General features: G+C 34.7%; 23 protein-coding genes and 1 rRNA gene. 15 read left to right on the top strand and 9 right to left on the bottom strand.

Translation table 11 applies throughout. From position 1 onward, the window contains the following. The first annotated feature begins 1 nt into the window (after nt 1). Genes LB454_RS12915 through LB454_RS12895 form a run of 5 tightly spaced genes read left to right on the top strand, consistent with a single transcriptional unit; the run spans nt 2 to nt 4,663 of the window. The gene (locus tag LB454_RS12915) at nt 2–541 is read left to right on the top strand and encodes an RNA polymerase sigma factor (protein ID WP_224465096.1); all 540 of its coding nucleotides are present in this window, start codon (nt 2–4) and stop codon (nt 539–541) included. Between the two features lie 31 nt (nt 542–572). After that, on the top strand, nt 573–1,070 hold the full coding sequence (locus LB454_RS12910; RefSeq protein ID WP_224465095.1) for a hypothetical protein: 498 nt from the start codon (nt 573–575) through the stop codon (nt 1,068–1,070). Continuing rightward, the gene (locus tag LB454_RS12905; RefSeq protein ID WP_224465094.1) at nt 1,063–1,509 is read left to right on the top strand and encodes a hypothetical protein; all 447 of its coding nucleotides are present in this window, start codon (nt 1,063–1,065) and stop codon (nt 1,507–1,509) included. Before LB454_RS12910 ends, LB454_RS12905 begins: the two co-directional genes overlap by 8 nt. A gap of 30 nt (nt 1,510–1,539) precedes the next feature. Beyond that, nucleotides 1,540–2,751 (top strand): RsmB/NOP family class I SAM-dependent RNA methyltransferase, encoded by a 1,212-nt coding sequence (locus LB454_RS12900; protein WP_224465093.1) that lies wholly within the window; start codon nt 1,540–1,542, stop codon nt 2,749–2,751. Between the two features lies 1 nt (nt 2,752). Then, on the top strand, nt 2,753–4,663 hold the full coding sequence (locus LB454_RS12895; RefSeq protein ID WP_224465092.1) for an endonuclease: 1,911 nt from the start codon (nt 2,753–2,755) through the stop codon (nt 4,661–4,663). A 50-nt stretch (nt 4,664–4,713) separates the two neighbouring features. On the opposite strand, the gene LB454_RS12890 is transcribed toward LB454_RS12895, so the two are convergent. The 5 genes from LB454_RS12890 to ruvX form a co-directional block, all read right to left on the bottom strand. After that, nucleotides 4,714–5,187 carry a DUF4168 domain-containing protein gene (locus LB454_RS12890; RefSeq protein WP_224465091.1) on the bottom strand — a complete coding sequence of 158 codons (474 nt, stop codon included), beginning with the start codon at nt 5,185–5,187 and terminating at the stop codon, nt 4,714–4,716. A 102-nt stretch (nt 5,188–5,289) separates the two neighbouring features. Next, a complete protein-coding gene (gene mazG, locus LB454_RS12885; RefSeq protein WP_224465090.1) occupies nt 5,290–6,069 on the bottom strand; it encodes a nucleoside triphosphate pyrophosphohydrolase in 780 nt (259 codons plus the stop codon). Between the two features lie 79 nt (nt 6,070–6,148). After that, on the bottom strand, nt 6,149–6,580 hold the full coding sequence (locus LB454_RS12880; RefSeq protein ID WP_224465089.1) for a DUF5606 family protein: 432 nt from the start codon (nt 6,578–6,580) through the stop codon (nt 6,149–6,151). Nucleotides 6,581–6,633: 53 nt separating this feature from the next. Beyond that, a complete protein-coding gene (def, locus tag LB454_RS12875) occupies nt 6,634–7,224 on the bottom strand; it encodes a peptide deformylase (protein ID WP_224465088.1) in 591 nt (196 codons plus the stop codon). 107 nt (nt 7,225–7,331) lie between these two features. Next, entirely contained in the window at nt 7,332–7,739 is a 408-nt protein-coding gene (gene ruvX / locus LB454_RS12870; RefSeq protein ID WP_224465087.1) for a Holliday junction resolvase RuvX, read from the bottom strand. A gap of 83 nt (nt 7,740–7,822) precedes the next feature. Here ruvX and LB454_RS12865 point away from each other — a divergent pair, with 83 nt between their 5' ends. Both LB454_RS12865 and LB454_RS12860 read left to right on the top strand, forming a co-directional pair. Beyond that, the gene (locus LB454_RS12865) at nt 7,823–8,638 is read left to right on the top strand and encodes a 2,3,4,5-tetrahydropyridine-2,6-dicarboxylate N-succinyltransferase (protein ID WP_224465086.1); all 816 of its coding nucleotides are present in this window, start codon (nt 7,823–7,825) and stop codon (nt 8,636–8,638) included. A gap of 200 nt (nt 8,639–8,838) precedes the next feature. Then, a complete protein-coding gene (locus LB454_RS12860; protein WP_224465085.1) occupies nt 8,839–9,858 on the top strand; it encodes a glycosyltransferase family 9 protein in 1,020 nt (339 codons plus the stop codon). Here LB454_RS12860 and LB454_RS12855 read toward each other — a convergent pair. Continuing rightward, complete coding sequence (locus tag LB454_RS12855) at nt 9,842–10,657, bottom strand: glycosyltransferase family 2 protein (protein ID WP_224465084.1); 816 nt, start codon at nt 10,655–10,657, stop codon at nt 9,842–9,844. The two genes, LB454_RS12860 and LB454_RS12855, sit on opposite strands and share 17 nt — an antisense overlap. A 127-nt stretch (nt 10,658–10,784) precedes the next feature. On the opposite strand from LB454_RS12855, the gene LB454_RS12850 reads away from it, so the two are divergent. Next, nucleotides 10,785–11,537 carry a glycosyltransferase family 2 protein gene (locus LB454_RS12850; protein ID WP_224465083.1) on the top strand — a complete coding sequence of 251 codons (753 nt, stop codon included), beginning with the start codon at nt 10,785–10,787 and terminating at the stop codon, nt 11,535–11,537. Here LB454_RS12850 and LB454_RS12845 read toward each other — a convergent pair. Next, a complete protein-coding gene (locus tag LB454_RS12845) occupies nt 11,523–12,281 on the bottom strand; it encodes a lipopolysaccharide kinase InaA family protein (protein ID WP_224465082.1) in 759 nt (252 codons plus the stop codon). The genes LB454_RS12850 and LB454_RS12845 overlap by 15 nt on opposite strands. Before the next feature lie 92 nt (nt 12,282–12,373). Here LB454_RS12845 and LB454_RS12840 point away from each other — a divergent pair, with 92 nt between their 5' ends. Beyond that, a complete protein-coding gene (locus LB454_RS12840; RefSeq protein ID WP_224465081.1) occupies nt 12,374–13,171 on the top strand; it encodes a glycosyltransferase family 2 protein in 798 nt (265 codons plus the stop codon). Between the two features lie 279 nt (nt 13,172–13,450). Here LB454_RS12840 and LB454_RS12835 read toward each other — a convergent pair whose 3' ends face one another. Further along, nucleotides 13,451–14,449, bottom strand: a complete 999-nt coding sequence (locus LB454_RS12835; protein WP_224465080.1) for a glycosyltransferase — start codon at nt 14,447–14,449, stop codon at nt 13,451–13,453. A 219-nt stretch (nt 14,450–14,668) separates the two neighbouring features. Between LB454_RS12835 and LB454_RS12830 the strand changes: the two genes are divergently transcribed. From LB454_RS12830 to LB454_RS12805, 6 genes are all read left to right on the top strand, one after another. Next, nucleotides 14,669–15,238 (top strand): L-threonylcarbamoyladenylate synthase, encoded by a 570-nt coding sequence (locus LB454_RS12830; RefSeq protein ID WP_224465079.1) that lies wholly within the window; start codon nt 14,669–14,671, stop codon nt 15,236–15,238. Nucleotide 15,239: 1 nt separating this feature from the next. After that, nucleotides 15,240–16,667: a CCA tRNA nucleotidyltransferase gene (locus LB454_RS12825; protein WP_224465078.1), complete on the top strand. Its 1,428-nt coding sequence runs from the start codon at nt 15,240–15,242 to the stop codon at nt 16,665–16,667. Between the two features lie 93 nt (nt 16,668–16,760). Beyond that, complete coding sequence (locus LB454_RS12820) at nt 16,761–17,789, top strand: COX15/CtaA family protein (RefSeq protein ID WP_224465077.1); 1,029 nt, start codon at nt 16,761–16,763, stop codon at nt 17,787–17,789. Beyond that, on the top strand, nt 17,789–18,301 hold the full coding sequence (locus LB454_RS12815; RefSeq protein WP_224465076.1) for a plasmid pRiA4b ORF-3 family protein: 513 nt from the start codon (nt 17,789–17,791) through the stop codon (nt 18,299–18,301). Before LB454_RS12820 ends, LB454_RS12815 begins: the two co-directional genes overlap by 1 nt. 35 nt (nt 18,302–18,336) lie before the next feature. After that, entirely contained in the window at nt 18,337–19,395 is a 1,059-nt protein-coding gene (locus LB454_RS12810; protein ID WP_224465075.1) for a nucleoid-associated protein, read from the top strand. Between the two features lie 14 nt (nt 19,396–19,409). Then, nucleotides 19,410–21,440 carry a M3 family metallopeptidase gene (locus tag LB454_RS12805; RefSeq protein ID WP_224465074.1) on the top strand — a complete coding sequence of 677 codons (2,031 nt, stop codon included), beginning with the start codon at nt 19,410–19,412 and terminating at the stop codon, nt 21,438–21,440. Nucleotides 21,441–21,570: 130 nt separating this feature from the next. Here the strand turns inward: LB454_RS12805 and rrf are convergent. Then, a 5S ribosomal RNA gene (rrf, locus tag LB454_RS12800) occupies nt 21,571–21,662 on the bottom strand; the annotation flags it as partial.

Genomic DNA, 21,662 nt, shown 5'->3' with positions numbered 1-21,662 from the left:
ATTGAAGGAAAACGAGATCATAGAGAATTTACAAAAAGGCATCAAAACCGATGAGTCCTTTCAGGCGCTTATTTCTGAACATAAAGTAAGGCTATATTGGCATGTACGCACTATTGTGAAATTGCATGAAGATGCAGATGATGTTTTGCAAAACACGTTCATCAAGGTCTTTAGAAACATCAAATCTTTTAAGGGAGATAGTAAGCTCTTTAGTTGGATGTATAGAATTGCTACCAATGAATCTATTACTTTTTTGAATAAGAAAGCGAAGAAAATGAAACTTTCAGATCAGGAATTTAATGACTATCTCATAGACTCATTAGAAAGCGATGTGTACTTTGAAGGAGATAAAATTCAACTCCAGCTACAAAAAGCGATTGAAGAATTGCCACAACAACAGAAATTAGTCTTCAATATGCGATATTTTGAAGAAATCCCTTACGAAGAAATGTCCGAGATTCTCAACTCTAGTGTTGGTGCTTTAAAATCTAACTATCACCACGCCAGGAAGAAAGTAGAAAAGTTTTTGAAAGAGGATTAAACCTTTAAATTGAAACAGAGTCTAAAAGATAATGTCAAGAAATAACAACATACACGAAAATAGATCAGGCTTTAAAGTTCCTGAAGATTACTTCAATACTTTGGAGAATTCTTTGATGAATCAGCTAAAATCTGAGACTTTAGCTAAAAAATCTGGATTTAAAGTTCCTGAAGATTACTTCAGCGATTTTGAACTAAAAACACCTTCAGAGGAAAATTCTTCTAAAGTGATTCAGTTAAAAGATTGGAGTAAATGGGTAGCAGCAGCAGCCATTGTTGCCTTTGCTGTTATTGGTGCTTTGTATATTGATTCCATGAGCCCAAATAAAAACCTTCAATTCTCTGATCTTGACAATGATATGATAGAAAGATACCTAGACTTCAATCTAGAGACTCCAGAAGATTATATAGATTTTGAAAATACAACTGTGAAAAAACTAGTTGATGAAAATATTACAACATTAAACGATCAGGATATTATTGAATATCTCAATGATAATCTTGACGATCAAGATTTTGACAATGAATAAAAAAAGCCTATTTATAATCTTGTTCACTTTCCTACTCGGTTTCTACGGTAATTCGCAAAACAGCGAGAGTGAAAAAATTGAGCAACTTAAGATTGCTTTCTTTACAGAAGAACTCAACCTGACAGGTAGTGAAGCCAAACGCTTTTGGCCTGTGTACAATAAGCACAACAAAAAATATGAGGAACTCAGGTCCAATGAATGGTCTTCCATAAAGTCTCAGTTGGAAAATATTGAAGAGTTGAGTCAGTCTGAGTCCAATAAACTTCTCAATGACTATATGTCTTACAAAAGATCACGAGTTGAATACAGAGAGGAATTTGTCAAGAATTTAAAAGAAGTCATCTCACCAAAACAAATCATGATGCTGAAAAAAGCTGAATATGACTTTCATAAAAAACTTTTGAAACAATACAAATCTGACAAGTCTTCTAACGACTAAATATCTATTTTTGCAGATTAAATCATAATCATGCGCTTACATAGAAATTTAGTTTTCGCCGTCATAGACACATTACACCTCATTTTTAATGAAGGCAAGTACGCCGACAAAGAAATATCCAATACTTTAAAGCGAGATAAACGCTGGGGCTCCAGAGATAGAGGCTTTATCGCAGAAACCACTTACGATATCGTGAGGTGGAAAAGATTGTACTCTGAAATCGCCGACGTGAACGCTCCCTATTCCAGACCTAATTTATTTCGATTATTTACTGTCTGGGCGACGCTCAAGGGAATTGAAATTCCAGATTGGAAACAGTTTGAAGACACTCCAACTCGACGTATTAAAGGTAGATTTGATGAATTATCCAAAATCACAAAATACTCTGAATCTATACCAGATTGGCTGGACGAACTAGGAAGAAAAGAACTTGGTAAACTTTGGGAGGAAGAAATAAAGGCATTAAACGAGCAGGCCAAAGTCATTCTTAGAACTAACACGCTCAAAACAACTCCAAAAAAACTTCAACTTATTCTGGATGAAGAATTTATTCCTACCAAGATGGTAAAAGGCTATCCAGAGGCTTTAGAACTTTATGAAAGAGCAGATGTTTTTAAAACAGATGCTTTCAAAAAAGGGCTGTTTGAAGTACAAGATGGATCGTCCCAAAAAGTAGCTCATGCGTTGAAGCTAGAGCCAGGAATGCGTGTAGTTGATGCTTGTGCTGGTGCTGGCGGCAAATCGCTTCATATCGCTGCATTGATGGAAAACAAAGGACAAATTATTGCCATGGATATTTACGGTAATAAATTGAAAGAATTAAAGCGAAGAGCTAAAAGAGCTGGTGCTCATAATCTGGAAACTCGGGTTATTGATTCTACCAAGGTCATAAAAAAACTTCACAATTCTGCAGATCGAGTTTTGATTGACGCACCATGTACCGGACTTGGAGTTCTGAGAAGAAATCCAGATGCAAAATGGAAACTGTCTCCAGAATTTCTTGTTGAAATTAGACAAAAACAACAGGAATTACTTCAGGATTATAGCAAAATGGTAAAGCCTGGAGGAATCTTGGTGTATGCGACCTGTTCTATTTTACCTTCCGAAAATCAAATGCAAGTTCAGGAATTTATAAATTCTGAATCTGGTGAAGCCTTTCAACTGAGTGAGGATGAAAAAATTCTTGCTCATAAATCAGGTTTTGATGGATTTTATTATGCTGTACTTCAAAAATCTGTCTAAAATGAAACACTTTTCACTACCAATCTTTTTGTTAATCTCTTATTTGGGATTTGCTCAGGCACCCTCGGGTTACTATAATAACGCTGAAGGGCTTTCCGGATTTCAATTAAAAACAGCTTTAAAAAACATCATAGACAGTGAAGATGATGGAAGTGGTTTTCCTTTTCATCAAGACCAGGGATATGGAGCTTTGTATGATGCTTATGCTTCAGAAAATAGTGGAGATACAGATGATTATTTTGAAGAAGACGGGACAGTTTTAGATATGTATTCTGAAATTCCTAATGGAGAAGAAGCATATAATTACGAACACTTTCAAAATCAATGTGGCAATTATAGCGGTGAAGGAGACTGTTACAATCGTGAACACCTTGTACCACAATCCACTTTTAATAGTGCTTCTCCTATGAAAAATGATTATTTCCACGTTGTACCATCAGACGGGTCTGTAAATGGAGCTAGAGGAAGTTTCCCTTTTGGTGAAGTAAATCAACCTAGTTATGTATCAAGTAACGGTTCCAAACGTGGTCCAAACACATTCTCCGGCTATGAGGGAACTGTATTTGAACCTTTAGATGAGTTTAAGGGAGATATCGCTAGATCCATTTTATATTTTGCCATTAGGTATGAAGATGAGTTCAGCACCAGCTGGAAAAAAAACGAAGTTTTGGCAGACAATCCCCAAGACTTCTTTGTAGACTGGTACATCGACTTGTTGTTATCATGGCATACCAACGATCCTGTAAGTCAAAGAGAAATTGACAGAAATAACAATGGCTATCAATTTCAAGGCAATAGAAATCCATTAATAGATCGCCCTGAGTTTGCTTACCAAATCTGGGGAGAAACAGACAATCAACCTCCTTCTGCGCCTCAAAACCTTCAAGCAGTCTACATTTCAGATTCTAGTGTTGAACTCAGCTGGGAGCCATCCGAAGACAATATCGGTATAAATAAATATATTATTGAACAGGACAACGTAAACATAGCAGAAGTCAATTCTGAAATACTAAATTTTGAAGTGGAAGACCTTTCTCCTGAAACACTATATAACTTTAGGGTTTACGCGATAGACTTAAGTGATAATATTTCTGATCCCAGTGAAAATCTGGAAGTGGTAACTTTAGCTGAATCAAACATACTTTTTTATGAAGATTTTGAAAATTGCAGTAGCGTCCTTAGTAATTTCACAAGCGTAAGTGAACAAAGTAATATCGACTGGGAGTGCAGGCAATCTGCAGGTGAAAATAGCTCTCAGGCATATCAAATGAATGCATTTCAGAATGGGCAGCAAGTACCGAGTTTAGATTGGTTGATTACTACCAATGCTCTTAACTTTGATAATCATGAAGTAGAAAAAATGAGCTTCTGGACTTCTGCAAGCTTCGGCAATACAAAACTTGAGCTACTTTATTCCTCCACCTACGACGGCAATGGTAATCCTTCAAATTTTGAATGGGAGGAAATACCAAATGTGTCTATTCCGCTTCATCCAGATGGCACATCTTCTCTTTTTGTCTACGAAGCGACGGATATTGATATTTCAGAAATTACCGGCGAGGTTTACATTGCCTTCAGATATGACACTACAGGTGGTCAGGAAGCGACCAGATGGTCTGTGGATAATATTTTAATTACGGCAGAACAACTCTTATCAAACTATCAATTTTCTAAACCTCTAGAGGTAGTATTATATCCCAACCCTACTAAAAACTCAAAGGTTAATTTAGACTTTAATTTAAGAGGGCACAAAACAATTGAAATTTTTGACGTTTCTGGAAAGAGGCTTTTGAGCACTCAAACTTATAGAAAAAACTACGAAGGAGATGTAAGTCAATTTTCCAGTGGAAGCTATTTTGTGAAAATTGAGCAAAAAGGAAATTCCATTGTAAAAAGACTTATTATAAAATAGAAAAGGCCAGAATTTAATTCTGACCTTTTCTATTAGATTGAAAAAGATTTTTATTGTTTCTTTTTCATTGGATTGTTACCAGTTTCTTGCTTCATCATAATGGCTTGCATTTTTTGTTGCAACTCAGGATTTTGTTGAACTTGAGCACCAATATTTTGAAATTGCTCCATTGTCAATCCTTTTTCTTTGATTTTGTCTTCCATTACTTTTTGAGAATCTTCCTGCATTTTTTGCACTTTCTCCATAGCAGCTTCCTGCTTTTTCATCTCATCTTCTGAAGCATCCACTTCCTTTTCAGGATCCATTTTTGCCTCATAAATGGTATTGAAACGTTCTGCAGTAATACCTTCATCTTCAATTGCAGAAACCATTTTCTGTTGCATTTCCTGGTTGGATTGCTGAACAGTTTGATAGGCTTGAGCAAACTTCTGAAGTTGTTCGTCTGTTACTTTTTCTTGTGTTTGAGCAGTAACGGCAAAAATAGTAAACAAAAATAGGCCGACTGTTGAAATTACTTTTTTCATGATGTATGTTTTAATTTAAGTGCAATATTATTATTTCAAATAAGTTACCCAAAAAATAAACGAAGTTTAAAGATAGCTTTAACTTATTGAAATTGAATTTTATTAAAGTTTTATAGTTTTTGCTTCTTCCCAAAATTTATCCATTTCTAATAAAGACATTTCTGATAAATCAAGGTTGAGTTCTTTCGCTTTTTTCTCCAAATATTGAAATCTAAAAATGAATTTTTTGTTGGTTCTTTCTAAAGCTGTCTCAGGATCAATTTTTAGGAAGCGAGCATAATTTATCATAGAAAATAAAACATCACCAAACTCTTGTTCAATTTTATCCTGCTGATTGTGTTCTATCTCTTCCTGAAGTTCTGCAAGTTCCTCTTTCACTTTCTCAAAAACCTGTTTTGGCTCTTCCCAGTCAAAACCTACACCTGCCACTTTATCTTGAACACGACTGGCTTTTATAAGAGCAGGTAAAGATTTTGGAACTCCACCTAAAACACTCTTATTACCTTCTTTCAGCTTAAGCTTTTCCCAGTTTTCCTTAACTTGTTTTTCATCATTAGCCTCAACGTCTCCATAGATGTGAGGATGTCTATCTATCAATTTTTCACAAAGTGAATTGATAACTTCAGCTATATCAAAGTCTTGCGTTTCACTACCGATTTTAGAATAAAAAACAATGTGTAGAAGAACATCTCCAAGCTCTTTTTTGATCTCTTCAGAATCTTTTTCCAAAATAGCGTCTCCAAGTTCGTAAACTTCTTCAACAGTAAGGTTTCTCAAGGATTCCATAGTTTGTTTACGGTCCCAGGGACATTTTTCTCTCAATTCATCCATAATATTGAGTAACCTTTCAAAAGCTGCAAGTTGTTCCTTTCGTGTATACATCCTTTTTTTGTTTAAAAATAGGGATTAAAACCAAAAAACCCTCTAGAAATTAGAGGGTTTAGTTGGTTTTGGGTTTGTTTTAATTTTCCGTTTCTTCGTTAGCTGAATCTTCTTCAGCTTTAGGATCTGAAAAATCAGTGATATTTTTCGAAATTAATAAGTTATACCATTGGATTACTTTCTTTATATCTGATGGGTATACTCTATCTTCATCATACTCAGGAAGAATTTCTCTAAAATAAGTTGTCAACTCATTCTTTGGTGATTTGTGATCTATAGACGGTTTCCCTTCTTCTTTATCATGAATTTTTTGAAAAACCTCTCTTAGAGGAACTTCTTCTGAATAGGTATAGATAGCGATCTCGCTAAGAATACTTACATTATTTCTCATGCTTACAGGAATTTTCTTTCCATCAATAAAAGACTCGGCTAGAAAGCCACCTCTGGTTTGAGCTTTCAATTCATAAAGTCCTGGTTTTCCAGATATAGATAATACTTTGTCTAATTTCATACCTTATTTTTTTGGCTGGCAAATATGCGATTTGTTTAAATTCTGAAGTAGCTTTAGCGTATTTTTTTAGCAAGTGGATACTTCATTTTATATCCCACATCAACTTTTCCTTTTGTAATGTTTGTCAATTTACTTTTGATCAATCTCTTTTTCAAATTTGAAATCCTATCGGTAAACAGAACACCTTCAATGTGATCGTACTCATGCTGAACCACTCTAGCAGGAAGTCCACTTAATGATTCTGTATGCTTTTTGAAATTCTCATCATAATATTCAATTTGAATTTCAGGTTTTCTAAAAATATCTTCATGGACATCAGGAATACTTAGGCAGCCTTCATTAAAATCCCACTCAATTCCATTTTCCTCAATAATCTTAGGATTTATAAAAATGCGTTTAAAATTTTCCAACTCCTTCACTTCTTCTTCACTTAAAGACTCATCCTGAGAAAATGGTTTGGCATCAACGATAAATAATCTAATGGAGAGTCCTATTTGAGGAGCTGCTAGTCCTACTCCATTGGCATTATACATAGTTTCGAACATGTTGTCTATCAATTCATCCAACTTAGGATAATCTTTAGAAATGTCTGAAGCTTTCTTTTTCAAAACTGGAGAACCATAAGCTACAATTGGTAATATCATAATCTCAATTTTAAGTGAGAGGGCAAGCCCATTTTCAATTTAGATGTGCAAAAATACAGGTTTTATTTCTTTTGAATTTGACATTTACAAAATTTAAAACTCAAGATTTATTGTAAGTAATTCTGAAGCAAAATTGTAGCGCTTATTTCATCCACAAGACCTTTATTCTGTCTCTTTTTCTTTTTCAATCCAGAATCTATCATGGTTTGAAAAGCCATTTTAGACGTAAAACGCTCATCCATTCTTACAATTTTGAGATTTGGAAATAACTTTTGAATATCTTCAATAAGAAATAGAATATTTTTTTCTAGCTGCATCGGTTTGCCATCGGTAAATTTGGGTTCACCTACCACAAGTGTATCAACATCTTCTGCAGGAATTAAAGTCTTCAATTCATCCATAAGTCTTCTGGAATCAACTGTTTTCAAACCTGAGGCAATCATTTTCATTTCGTCAGAAATAGCGAGTCCTGTCCGTTTTAATCCAAAATCTAAAGCTAAAACTTTCGTTTTCATAAACTTAATTAAGCAACAAATATAAGGTACTGGAAGTTATTTTGAATTTAGCCATAAACCTTATCTTCGCAAAAAAACAACTCATGGAAGATTTAAAAAAAATCATATTAAACGCTTGGGATAACCGAGAATTACTAAAAGAACAGGAAACCATCGAAGCCGTAAGAACTGTGGTATCCAAACTAGATAGTGGAGAACTGCGTTGTGCAGAGCCGACCAAAGATGGCTGGCAGGTAAACGAATGGGTGAAGAAAGGAGTTGTGCTTTACTTCCCTATCCAAAAAATGGAAACCTTAGAGGCTGGTATTTTTGAATATCATGATAAAATGCCTTTGAAGACTGGTTACAAGGAAAAAGGAATCCGCGTAGTTCCAAACGCTGTGGCAAGACATGGAGCTTATATCTCCAGCGGAGTGATCATGATGCCAAGTTATGTGAACATTGGGGCCTACGTAGATGAAGGCACTATGGTAGATACCTGGGCAACTGTGGGAAGTTGTGCTCAGATTGGTAAAAACGTTCATTTATCTGGAGGTGTTGGTATTGGTGGCGTTTTAGAACCGCTACAAGCCGCTCCGGTAATTATTGAAGACAATGCTTTTTTGGGTTCCAGAAGTATTGTGGTGGAAGGTGTTCGCGTAGAAAAAGAAGCTGTGCTTGGTGCAAATGTCGTTTTAACGGCTTCTACCAAAATTATAGATGTGACTGGACCTGAGCCAGTGGAGATGAAAGGCATCGTACCAGCTAGATCTGTAGTGATTCCTGGAAGTTATACCAAAAAATTTCCAGCAGGAGAGTTCAACGTCCCTTGTGCTCTGATCATTGGAAAGCGAAAAGAAAGTACCAACAAGAAAACCTCTCTAAATGATGCGTTAAGGACTTATGATGTAGCGGTGTAAGCCCCACCTAACCTCCCCAAAGGGGAAGGAAATATGCCCCACCTAGCCTCCCCCAAGGGGAGGAACTTAATAACAGTATGGAAAAATCAAATCTAAAACCTGAGTTGAAAAAGCCCCTCCGAAGGAGGGGTTGGGGAGGAAAAAGCCCCTCCTTGGGAGGGGTTGGGGAGGCTCCTAAAATTCTGGTAATTCAACAAAAAATGATTGGAGACGTTCTCGTCTCCAGTCTTATTTGTGAGAATTTGAAACTGAATCATCCAGAGGCAGAGGTACATTATCTGGTTAACAGATTCACTATTCCTGTTATTGAAAACAATCCTTATATAGATAAAATAGTCGTTTTTGAAGATGAATTCAGGTCCAGCAAGCTTAAATTTTACAAATTTTTAAAGAAGATCAGAAAAGCAAAGTATGATGTGGTGATAGATGCTTATGGGAAACTTGAAAGCAATTTAATAACAATATTTTCTGGAGCTAAAACCAAAATTAGCTGGAAAAAAAGCTACACAAAATTACATTATACAAAAACGATAAAGATCGTAAACGAATCCAAAATGGGTTTGGGTTCGGCTATTGAGAACAGATTGAACTTAGTGAAAGGCTTTAGAAATTCTAAAATATATTCAAAACAGCCTAAAATTTATCTTACGCCTAAAGAACTCGATTCTGCCAAAACTCGTATAGAACTAGTTCAGAATAAACAGTCAAACGCAATCATCATGATAAGTGCCTTGGGTAGCAACCCGTCTAAAACCTACCCCTTAGCTTATATGGCTAAGGTCTTAGATGTTGTGGCAAATCAAAGCAATGCAAGCCTTATCTTAAATTATATGCCTCAACAGAAAGGCGACATCATGAGGCTTTATGGCATGTGTCTAAAAAAGACTCAAAACCATATTCTGATCGACTTTGAAGTAAAAAGTTTAAGAGAATTTCTGACCATAACCAAATTTTGTAAGGCGGTAATCGGGAATGAAGGTGGTTCCACAAACATGGCTAAAGCGTTGAATGTTCCTACGTTTTCAATTTTTTCACCTTGTATTGATAAACAAGGATGGAATGGTCTTGAAAATCATACACTGAAACATGTTTCTGTACATTTAAAAGATTTTAAGCCAGATATTATTTCAAAAAAAAATACTGAATCAGCATATCAGCTATTCAAACCTGATTTATTTTTGGATTTACTTAACAATTTTATAATTAATCGTGTAAATTAATCCCGTGCAAAGTCTTGATTATATTTTCTTTGTTAGTGATTTGTCGAATTTTGTTGTTAATTTCCCAAGCCTCTTCATTTACATATCCCCTTTCATGTTCAAGATGGACGCAAATAGCGAAATAACGGACTCTTAAGGGATAAATTCCATGATTAACCAACCGCTCCCCGAATTCTCTATCTTCTCCACCATATTTCATTCTTTCATCAAATCCATTGACAGCAAGAATATCCTCCTTCCAAGCAGACGCATTCCCGCCATTCCAAGTTGCCTTTGTTGTGGTAATAAAATTCATCAATTTTGCTACTTCCCTATTTTTTGTAAGTTTTACATTTTTAAAACTAGTTATTAGGCCTTGATTCTTAAGCCAGTTTATGTCAAAACAGTTCTGACTTATAATATCTTGTTTAGTAATTAAATTTGATAACTCTTTAGATAACGGAAAGTGACCGCCTGATAAAAATTTTCTTTGTTTCCTATGAGACATATGAGCTTCAACAAAATCCTTTCGTGGAATACAATCTCCATCTGTGAAAATACAATAATCTGTTTGTGAAGCTAAAATAGCCTTGTTCAGGATTCTTGTTTTTTGAAATCCTTCATCCTTATGCCAAACATGAGTTATAGAGAGTTGCGTTTTATTCTTAATAACATCAAGTAGTTGCTTGGTCTTTGAAGTTGAACCGTCGTCTGCTATAATTATCTCAAAATCTTTAAAAGTTTGAACACTATATCCCCATAGTACTTTTTCCAACCATTTTGGTGAATTATATGTACTAATAATAACGGATACCTTCATGATTAAATATATGTCTCAAAATTAATTTAATTTAAAACTTCTCAAATCAATTAATGAATTATTATTTCTAAAGTGAACATTATTTTACATTTGCGAATTAGATACCAAATAATCGACCAAATCTATTATGCCCAAAATCTCGGCACTTATTATTACCCTTAACGAAGCCAAGAATATTGGCTCGGTTATTAAAAATCTAAGTTTTGCTAATGAAATTATAGTTGTGGACTCTTATTCTGAGGATGATACAGCAAAAATTGCAGAATCTTATCCAAATGTAACCGTATATAGAAATACATTTCTAGACTTTACTAAACAGAGAAATTTTGCCCTAAGTAAGGCCAGTCATGAGTGGATTTTATTTTTAGATGCAGATGAACGGATTACAAAACCACTTAAAAAAGAAATTTTGGAGACAGTATCTTCAAATCATTCTGCTGATGCCTATTATTTTTATAGAAAATTTATGTTCAAGGGAAAGCCTTTACATTTTAGTGGCTGGCAGACCGATAAAAACATAAGACTTTTCAAGAAAAGTAAATCCAAATACACAGCAGAGCGTTTGGTTCACGAAGTATTAAAAGTAGAAGGGTCTACTTCTTATATGAAACATAAACTTATCCATTATTCCTACAGTAGCTATGCAACTTACAAGAAGAAAATGATAAGTTATGCAGCGTTAAAAGCAAAAGAATTGAATCAAAAAGGAGTCAAACCAAATACCTTTCATTATGTTGTCAAACCAGCTTTTAAATTTCTTTACGATTATATCGTTAGGCTTGGAGTTTTAGATGGCAGAAAAGGAATAATTATATGCTACTTAAATGCCTTAAGTGTATACAAACGCTATCCCATATTAAAAGAACTATCTAAAAAGTGATTTCAATTTTTGTTTTCGCTTTTGTTTCAATTGGAATTTTCTTTGAAATTCTGACGTGAATTCCCACATCAACTTAAAGACTTCTTCTTTGGGTTTTTCGATGAGTTTGGCGTATTCGTCGCTCATCACTTCCACCATTTCTTTTTTAGGCGTAAGTCGTCTAAAATTATACATTCTCTCTTTAAAATCTAATTTTTTAAATTCCATTCTATTCAAATCAACCAAGGAGAACTTATGGTCATTTTCTTCAATAAAAATCAAGGTGTTCCCTGGAGAATGGTCCAGAAACTCAACTCCTTTCTCATGAAGTTGAAAGGTAAACCTTGTGAAAGCTCTTAAGATGTTCTCATGATTTGGAAAATCAGGTTGATGAACTAATTCCCTAAAGGTAAGATCTGGAGATACATGTTCGCTGATATAAAATGATTTACCGAAACCAATGCCTTTTTTAAATTCAAAATAAGCGATGGGATCTGGAGTTCCAATGCCTTTTTCTTTTAAAATAGTCGCATATTCAAAAGATCGCCTGGCTTTAGATTTTCTAAAGTATTGATAAGCAATTTGGTTGATGATGTTGGGCTCTTTGAAGGATTTAATATTAAGGATCAATCCATTAAATTCAACAGTTTTGATCACATTTCGATCCCCTTTTCCAAAAACTTGACCTATGGAGTCAAAAGAATTGATAAGCTCCAATAAAGCTTTTTTGTGTTGAATAAATGCTGGATTATACTTAGAATTCATTGATATTATTTAAATTTCAAATTTAAAACCAAAGAATGGCTTAAAATCAACTTAAGCTTATTTTTTTCATATTATATATTTATAATATTTTGATGAAAACATTCCCCAAGTGTAGTCTAGTGACCCCAACATACAATTGGCCTGAAGCTTTAGAATTGTTATTAAAAAGTGTGGAAGATCAATCTTACTTACCCAACGAAGTTATTATTGCTGACGACGGATCCAAACCAGATACGAAAGCCTTGATCGATCAATTCAAAAACAAGCTTCCCATCCCTATTATACATGTTTGGCACGAAGATAAAGGGAATAGAAAGCCTAGAATTATGAATAAGGCTATTGCTAAGGCAAACTATGACTATATTATTGAGATAGACGGTGATATCATTATGAATAAGTATTTTGTGCAAGATCATCTGCTGTTTTCACAAAAAGGCTTCTATCTCTATGGCTCTAGAGTAAATATAAAAAAGGATTATTTGAAAAATTTGTTTGAAAAGCAAAAACTCGGTTTCAGTTTTTTATCACAGGGAATTCAAAAAAGAGGCAGAACTCTAAGAGCTCCTTTTTTAACAAATTTAATTAAACCCGTTGAAGAACGTTCAAAAAAACTAAGAGGTTGTAATATGTCCTTTTGGAAAGAAGATTTTATTAAAGTCAACGGATTTAATGAAAATCTTGTAGGTTGGGGAATTGATGATTCTGAAATGATCCAAAGGCTACATAACATTGGGATTAAAGGAAAACGCCTTAAGTTTGCAGGTATTGCTTATCACATCTACCATAAAGAGCAGTCAAAATCTCACATAGATATCAATCTAGAAATTGAACAGCAAACTACGGAGGAGAAGTTAGTTTATGCTGAAAAGGGAATAAATCAATTTCTATAATTTTGATTCAACTTACTTTAAATACATGAAAAAAAACTTCAATATTATTAAAGAAAATTTCAGATTTAACCAAGAAATTACCCGAACATCGAAAACTAAACCAACTGTATAAACATATTAACAAAGTAGCGTTTGCGTTAGGTCATGACAGCAAAGTGATTACAAAAATTAAAGATGGAACACAACTTCAGGTCGATTTAAATACCATCTCTTAGGTTCTCTTTGTATAATGGCTAATTTTAAATTCATTCAAAAATAAAATGCATAGATTCTGCATCCCTAGTTAAATTCCAAATACTTCTTTTTTGGTAGTTTTTTTAATTTGGGATTCATTTGATTCAAAGTCAAACCACTAGATACTTTTTCATACTTAGCTAAATAATCCAATGCCATCTTTTTGCTATTGAAATTTTCAACAGCATACTCATGACAGACTTGAGAGGAAAAGCGTTCTGAGTTTAATACTGAGTTTGTAAGTTCATCTGCTCTATTACTAAGAAAACCAACATCTTCGACTACTAACTCACTTAATGAGCCATAGGGGGTTCCAAAAATAGGACAACCAAAATATAAGCTTTCTATAATTGCTAACCCAAAAGGTTCATGCCATATTACGGGGAATATCAGGCCTTTAGAATGGTTTAAGTAGTCTTCTTTTTCTTGGCCGCCTACCATTCCCTTAAAATTTACTTTTGAAGAAAAAACATATGAGGGTCCCATCTTCAAAACTCTTTCACTAAACCTTTTTCCACCTAGCACATTGAGTTTTTCGGTTTTCGTCTTTTTAATAATATCTATAGCTCCTTTCAAATTTTTAACTCCCCAAGACGCTTTTCCCAAAAAATGGAAAGCTTCTCTTTTAGCGGTCAAATTTGGTTTTGAGTAGGCATTCCAGTCTAGACCATTATATACATAAGAGTCTGAATTATAACGATTAGCGTGATTTTTTGATACAAAAACTACGTTTTTATCAAATTCGTCATTATCATAATAATTACCATGTATAGTAATAATATATGGTGTGTCCAGCAAATCTAGATCAGCTTGTTTCGAATTAAAATGAACTACTTCGATATCAACAGGAATCTGTTTAACTAAAGGAATTTCGTTATTAATGTATAGTACAGATGCAAATTCACAGGTAGAACCTTCCTTGACTAAAAATGTTACCTTATGACCTAATTTTACAAATTCTTTTCCAAGATCCCAAATTACTCTTTCGGTCCCCCCATACAAACTGACGGGGATAATGGAATTTTCAACAATTAATATATTCATCTGTGTTAGCTAATTAATACCATATTTTCAGTTCTCAAATATAGTAGTATAATATAAAGATTAGTTCGAAGTTTCAAATGTAGAAATAATTCTTAGTATGACTTATCTAATATATTCTCATGTTTTTTTCCTATTTGTTTATCAAATTCAAAATCAAAAACAACAGAATAACTTAGATTTGTAACTTCATTATTACAGCAGAATTTATCTTCAAAATATATGAAAGATCAAAAAGAAGTCATTCAAGAATGCATACAAACCCTTAAAAGAGGAGGACTTATCCTCTATCCTACCGACACCGTTTGGGGAATAGGCTGCGATGCGACCAATGCCGAGGCTATTGATAAAATCTATAAATTAAAGCAAAGACCCAACGATAAGTCTTTGATTTGCCTGGTTTCCGACTTTAAAATGCTGAATCAATACGTAGAAGAAATTCCAGAAGTGGCCTACGATATTTTAAAATACGCAGATAAACCTACCACTATTATTTACCAAAATCCTATAAGAGTTGCCACCAACCTGATTGCAGAAGATGATACCCTGGCCATTAGAGTGGTAAATGACATTTTTGCTAAGGAACTGGTGAGAAAATACAAAAAACCAATTGTTTCTACTTCAGCTAACATAAGCGGTCAAAAAACCCCTGCTAACTACTTTGAAATTTCGGAGGAGATTTTAAAAGGCGTGGACTATGTTGTAAATTTGCACCAATCCAATAAAAATAAAAAGCCTTCTACCATCATCAAACTAGATTTGGATGGAAAGGTTGAAGTGATTCGCAAATAAAATGTCTGAAACTTATTACCAAGAAGCTTTACAACATCAACTATTCGATTTTCTTTCTGAAGCTGCCGACGAACTCCACATAGAGGCTTACGCTATAGGTGGTTTTGTAAGGGATTTCTTTTTAAAACGCGGCAAAGCTAAAGATATTGACATTGTTGCAGTTGGCAGTGGAATTGAACTGGCCAAAAAAGTGTCTGAAAAACTCCCTGGCCATCCGCCTGTAAAGGTTTTCAAAACTTATGGCACGGCCATGTTGAAGATTTTTGACCTGGAAGTTGAATTTGTTGGTGCCAGAAAAGAGTCTTATTCTGAAGACAGTCGAAATCCTGAGGTCGAACAAGGAACACTGGAAGACGACCAAAACCGAAGAGATTTCACTATCAATGCGCTTGCGCTTCAGTTGAACAAAGCTCATTTTGGAAAACTCCTGGATCCTTTTAATGGTCTGCAGGATCTCAGAACTCAGCTGATCAAAACCCCTTTAGATCCAGAAGTCACCTTTTCTGATGATCCCTTGAGGATGCTGCGAGCTATAAGGTTCTCCTCTCAGCTTAATTTTGTGATCGAGCTGAATTCCCTTCAAGCTATTCAAGACAATGCATCAAGGATAGATATCGTTAGTAAAGAACGCATCGTTACAGAATTACATAAAATCTTAGAATCGGAAAAACCTTCCATCGGTTTAAAATTGCTTCACGATACCGAATTACTTAAACGCATACTTCCAGAGCTTACCAATCTTGAAGGCATTGATGAAATTGACGGACAAAAACACAAAGACAATTTTTGGCATACCTTAGAAGTTGTGGATAATATTTCCAAAGAAACCGATGATGTCTGGCTGCGTTGGGCCGCTTTATTGCATGATATCGGCAAAGCACCGACTAAACGTTTTCACAAAAAAATTGGCTGGACCTTTCATGGTCATGAATTCAAAGGCTCCAAAATGGTGTATCAGATCTTTAAACGTTTGAAAATGCCATTGAATGACAAAATGAAATTTGTTCAAAAACTGGTTTTATTGAGTTCAAGACCTATTGCTATTGTAGATGAAGACGTCACAGATTCTGCAGTAAGACGACTGGTTCACGATGCTGGTGAACATTTGGAAGATTTGATGACACTTTGCGAAGCAGATATCACCACCAAGAATCCTAAACGTTACAAGAAATACCACAACAATTTCAAACTCGTAAGAGACCGAATAAAAGAAGTGGAAGAGCGTGATAAAGTAAGAAACTTTCAACCACCGGTTTCAGGAACAGAAATTATGGAAACTTTCAATATAGAGCCTTGCCAGGCCGTAGGAGAAATAAAAGCTAAAATCAAAGAAGCTATTCTTGATGGGGTCATTCCCAATGAATATGATGCCGCTTTTGAATTTATGTTGAAAGAAGGCAAAGCTTACGGATTTAAACAACAGCCTTAATTTTTCTCAAAAACCTCCCAAAATACGCTTGTAAAGTTTGTAATGAAGGGGTCAACTGATGCATAAGAATTATCTTTGTACAAAACTAAAAACGTGTTTAGAAAATCGATAAAAGCTTCTATCATCATTATCTACCTGGTTATTATCGCTGGGGCTGTGGTAAGAATGACTGGGAGTGGAATGGGCTGTCCAGACTGGCCAAAATGTTTTGGTTATTATATTCCACCTACAGAGGAAAGCCAATTAAAATGGGAACCAGGTCATGACTATTTTAAAGGTCAGGTCATCATTGTAGACGAATCCCTAAAAGTTGCTAAAGAGGCATTCACCTCTAATTCAAGTTTTGATCAAACCCATTGGGAAACCTATGAAAAACACGATTATGCAGAGTTCAACGCTGCTCATACTTGGATAGAATACATCAATAGACTTTTGGGGGCCTTATCTGGAATTGCCATACTGATTATGACCATAAGTTCTTTTGGACAATGGAAAAAGAATAAAAAATTGACGCTTTTTTCAATATTTTGTCTGTTACTTCTGCTCTTTCAAGCCTGGCTGGGTGCTACAGTAGTGTACTCAGTTTTGTCTCCTGTAAGAATTACCATCCACATGCTTGTTGCTTTAGTATTAGTAGCACTTCTCATTTACATTCTTAAACTTTCTTCAGAGGAGGATACTTCTTTAAGGAGTAGCTTTACCTTCAGAAACCTACTTGTTTTTGCTGTGATATTGAGTTTAATTCAAGTCGCCATGGGGACTCAGGTAAGACAGTTTGTAGACGAACAAATTGACTTAGTTGGCTATTCAAACAAAAGTGATTGGTTAGAGAATCCAACTTTAGTGTTTTATGCACACAGATCCTTTTCGATTTTAGTCTTACTAATCAATCTTGGAATCTGGTGGCTAAATAAAACGAGAAATCTCGGTTTCAAACTCACCAACTGGATGATGATTATTTTAAGCATTGAAATCTTAACTGGAATTGCTATGTTTTACTTAGATTTTCCCTTTCTTACTCAACCTTTACATTTAGTTTTTGCAGCTTTGTTATTCGGAATACAATTTTATATTTTAATGCAAAGTTTTGAAGCTAAACTAATTACAAAAACACTTAAGTAATGATTTACAAATATAGAATCGTTTTAGATGTACTAGACGATGTTATAAGAGATATTGAAATAAGAGACACCTCTACTCTTGAAGATCTTCACAATTCTATTGCTCAGGCCTTTGGTTTCGATGGTACCGAAATGGCCTCATTTTACAAGAGTGATGAAGAATGGAACCAAGGCGAAGAGTATTTACTCTTCGATATGAGTGATGGACAAGGCGATGTGAATATGATGAATGAAACCTCACTGGACTCTGTATTTTCAAGAAAAGACACCAAGATGATCTATGTGTATGATTTTTTCAACATGTGGACATTTTATGTAGAACTGGCGGATATCACCGAACCTAAAGATGGTCAGGATTATCCAAACTTAATGTTTGCTCAGGGTCAGTTGCCAGAATCCCCTCCCGAAAAGCAATTTGAAGCTGAAAAATTGGATGATTTCGATGATGATAGTAATGATGACATTGAATTTGAAAATTTAGATGATTTCGATTTTGATGAAAATTGGAATTAAAACCAACATATACATAGATTAATTAATAGTTTTATATGATCAACTTATTTAGTGCTCAGATTGAGAGCATGTCCATACATCGTGTAGGCAATAAAAGCCGAAATGAATCTCTATTTATTTCAGAAGAACCACACGAACTTTCGGATGAATTAAAACCTCTCATCAAGGAATATTTCTTAAAGTCATTTAGAGACAAAGAGGAAAACTACTATCACTTTGTTCATAATACTGATTTAGAATTTCATGAGCTTTATAATTTAACGACTGACATTTTCAATAATCCCTTGGAAAGTCATTCGATTTCCAAAAAAATCACCCGATTACTGTTTGAAGAATCCAAACATCAGCATATCAAAGGCGGTGAAGTTTATGTAGTCTATTTTGAAAATATGCTCATCGATAACGAAAAAGTGTCTGCGGTTGGAATTTTTAAATCTGAATTAAAACACGATTTCCTTCAGTTTGAAGAAAAGCAAAATAATTTGGATGTCATCCTACAACAAGGTGTCTATCTAAATAAATTAGACAAAGGCGCTTTAATTTTCAATACTGAAAAAGAAAACGGTTATAAGATCCTTTCAGTGGATTCCAATAAATACGATACCAAATACTGGCTTGAGCAATTTTTGCAGGTGGACTTTTTTGAAGATGAAAATTTTTATACCAAGAAGTACTTAAAATTCTGTGAGAATTTCGCTAAAGATGTTGTCTTGCCTGCTGAAGACAAACAACAAGAAGTGCTTTTCATGAACAAAGCTATGAACCACTTTGCGTCTAATGATAATTTTAATGAACAAAATTTTCTAAAAGATGTGATTGATAATCCGGCCTTAGAACCTGAATTTCAAAATTACAAAACAGAAAAAGCACCCAAGTATAAAGTGGAAGACCTTTCGGATTTTCCTATATCCAACACGGCAGTCACCGCCGCTCGTAAGAAAATCAAAAGTGTGATCAATCTGGACACTAATGTGCAGATCAAGATGGATTTTGTGAACGGGGACAGTGCAGAGAAATTTATAGAAAAAGGCTGGGACGAAGATCGCCAGATGTTCTATTACCTCGTTTACTTCAATAAGGAAGAAAAAAGCTAAATCAAAACTAATTTATGACAAAAATAAACCCATTACTTCAAAAGTTTGATCACCCTCCGTTTTCAAAGTTAAAAACTGAGCATTTTAAACCTGCTTTTGAAGAAAGTCTGAAAGAGGCAAGACAAGAAATTGATGCTATTGTCAAAAACTCTGAAAGTCCTTCTTTTAAAAATACCATCGAAGCTTTAGAATTTTCAGGCAACCAGTTAGGTAGAATTGCAAGTATTTTCTTCAATTTAAATTCAGCTGAGACGAATCCAGAAATTCAAAAACTAGCACAGGAAATTTCTCCTTTGTTGAGTGAGTTTAATAATGATTTACTTCTGAATAAAGGTTTATTTGATAAGATTAAACAGGTTTATGAGGATAAGTCAAATCATGATTTTACTGGAGAACAGATCATGTTACTCGATAAGATTTATAAAAACTTTACCAGAAACGGAGCTAATCTAAATGAGGAAAAGCAAGAGCGATTGAGAGAAATCGATAAATTATTATCCCTTACCTCTTTAAAGTTTGGAGAAAATGTGTTGGCAGAAACCAATAACTTTCAATTGCATATTTCTGATGAAGCCGAATTAGATGGCATTCCAGATTCTGTGAAAGAGTCTGCCAGGGTGACCGCTAAAGAAAAAGGTGAAGAGGGTTATATTTTGACTTTGGATTTCCCTACTTACATTCCAATAATGAAATTTGCTAAGAATAGAAACCTAAGAAAACAGATGTTTTTAGGTTTTGGTTCTAAAGCTTTTAAAGATAACGAATTCAATAACGAAGAAAATGTCTTAGAAATCGTAAGGTTAAGGTTAGAAAGAGCAAATCTTCTTGGATTTGACTCTCACGCTGATTTTGTTCTGCAAGAACGCATGGCTCAACGTATAGACAATGTAGAATCCTTTCTTGATGATATTTTGGAAAAAGCTCTACCAGCCGCTGAAAAGGAGATGGAAGAGATTAAAGTTTTTGCACTCGAAAGTGATGGTATTAAAGACTTTCAGAAGTGGGACAAAGCTTACTATTCTGAAAAGCTAAAGCAAAAGAAGTTTGATTTGGATGAAGAGGTTTTAAAGCCTTATTTCGAATTGAATCAGGTCATTATGGGCATGTTTGAAATTACCTCAAAATTATTCAACCTGAGTTTTAAAAGAGATGATAGTATTGAAGTCTATCACAAAGATGTAGTGACCTATAAAGTTTATGAAGGTAATACGTATTTAGCTACTTTATATGCTGATTTTCATCCCAGACCTGGCAAAAGAGATGGAGCATGGATGACAACTTATAAGGATCAATATAATTACGAAGGTAAAGAAGAAAGGCCGCAGGTCTCAATCGTCTGTAATTTCACAAAACCTACAAAGGATAAGCCTTCACTCCTAACCTTTAATGAAGTGACGACTTTATTTCACGAGTTTGGTCATGCTCTTCATGCAATGAATGCCAATACAACCTATCCATCCCTTTCAGGAGCTTCTGTATACTGGGATTTTGTAGAGCTACCTAGTCAGTTGATGGAAAATTGGTGTTATGAAAAAGAAGCTCTTGAACTTTTTGCAAAACACTATGAAACGAATAAGGTCTTACCAATTGAATATATTGAAAAAATAAAAGCATCGTCTAACTTTATGGAGGGCTTACAAACCACCAGACAAGTTAGCTTTGGGAAATTGGACATGGCATGGCACGCACTAAAAACTACTGAAGGAATTGACAATGTAAAAGCACATGAAGATAAAGCCTTTAAATCGACTGAACTTTTACCTGATGTGGATAATAATTGTATGAGTACTGCTTTTGGTCACATCTTTCAAGGCGGATACAGTTCTGGATATTATTCTTACAAATGGGCAGAAGTATTGGATGCTGATGCCTTTGAGCTTTTTAAAGAAGAAGGGATTTTTAATGAAGCTGTAGCTAAAAAGTATAAAAAAAACATTCTCCAAAAAGGAGGCACCATTGAGCCTACAAAACTGTATAAAGAGTTTAGGGGTAAAGAACCTGACCCTAAAGCTTTATTGAAAAGAGCTGGATTGATCCCAGCTTAATATCAAAAATACAACTAGAATAAAAGTCTGCATAATTAATTTATGCAGACTTTTTTGTGTAAATATGAGTGTATAAATGTGTTTAAATAAAAAAACCTTCATTACGGATGCAATGAAGGGTTTAGTATAAAGAAGGCGGCGACCTACTCTTCCACGGTATGTAGTACCATCGGCGCTAACGGGCTTAACTGCTCTGTTCGGAATGGGAAGAGGTGAGCCCCG

It is taken from the genome of Psychroflexus montanilacus (genome assembly GCF_020164535.1).
Lineage (GTDB): Bacteria > Bacteroidota > Bacteroidia > Flavobacteriales > Flavobacteriaceae > Psychroflexus > Psychroflexus montanilacus.
This window is presented reverse-complemented; position numbering and strand designations above follow the sequence as displayed.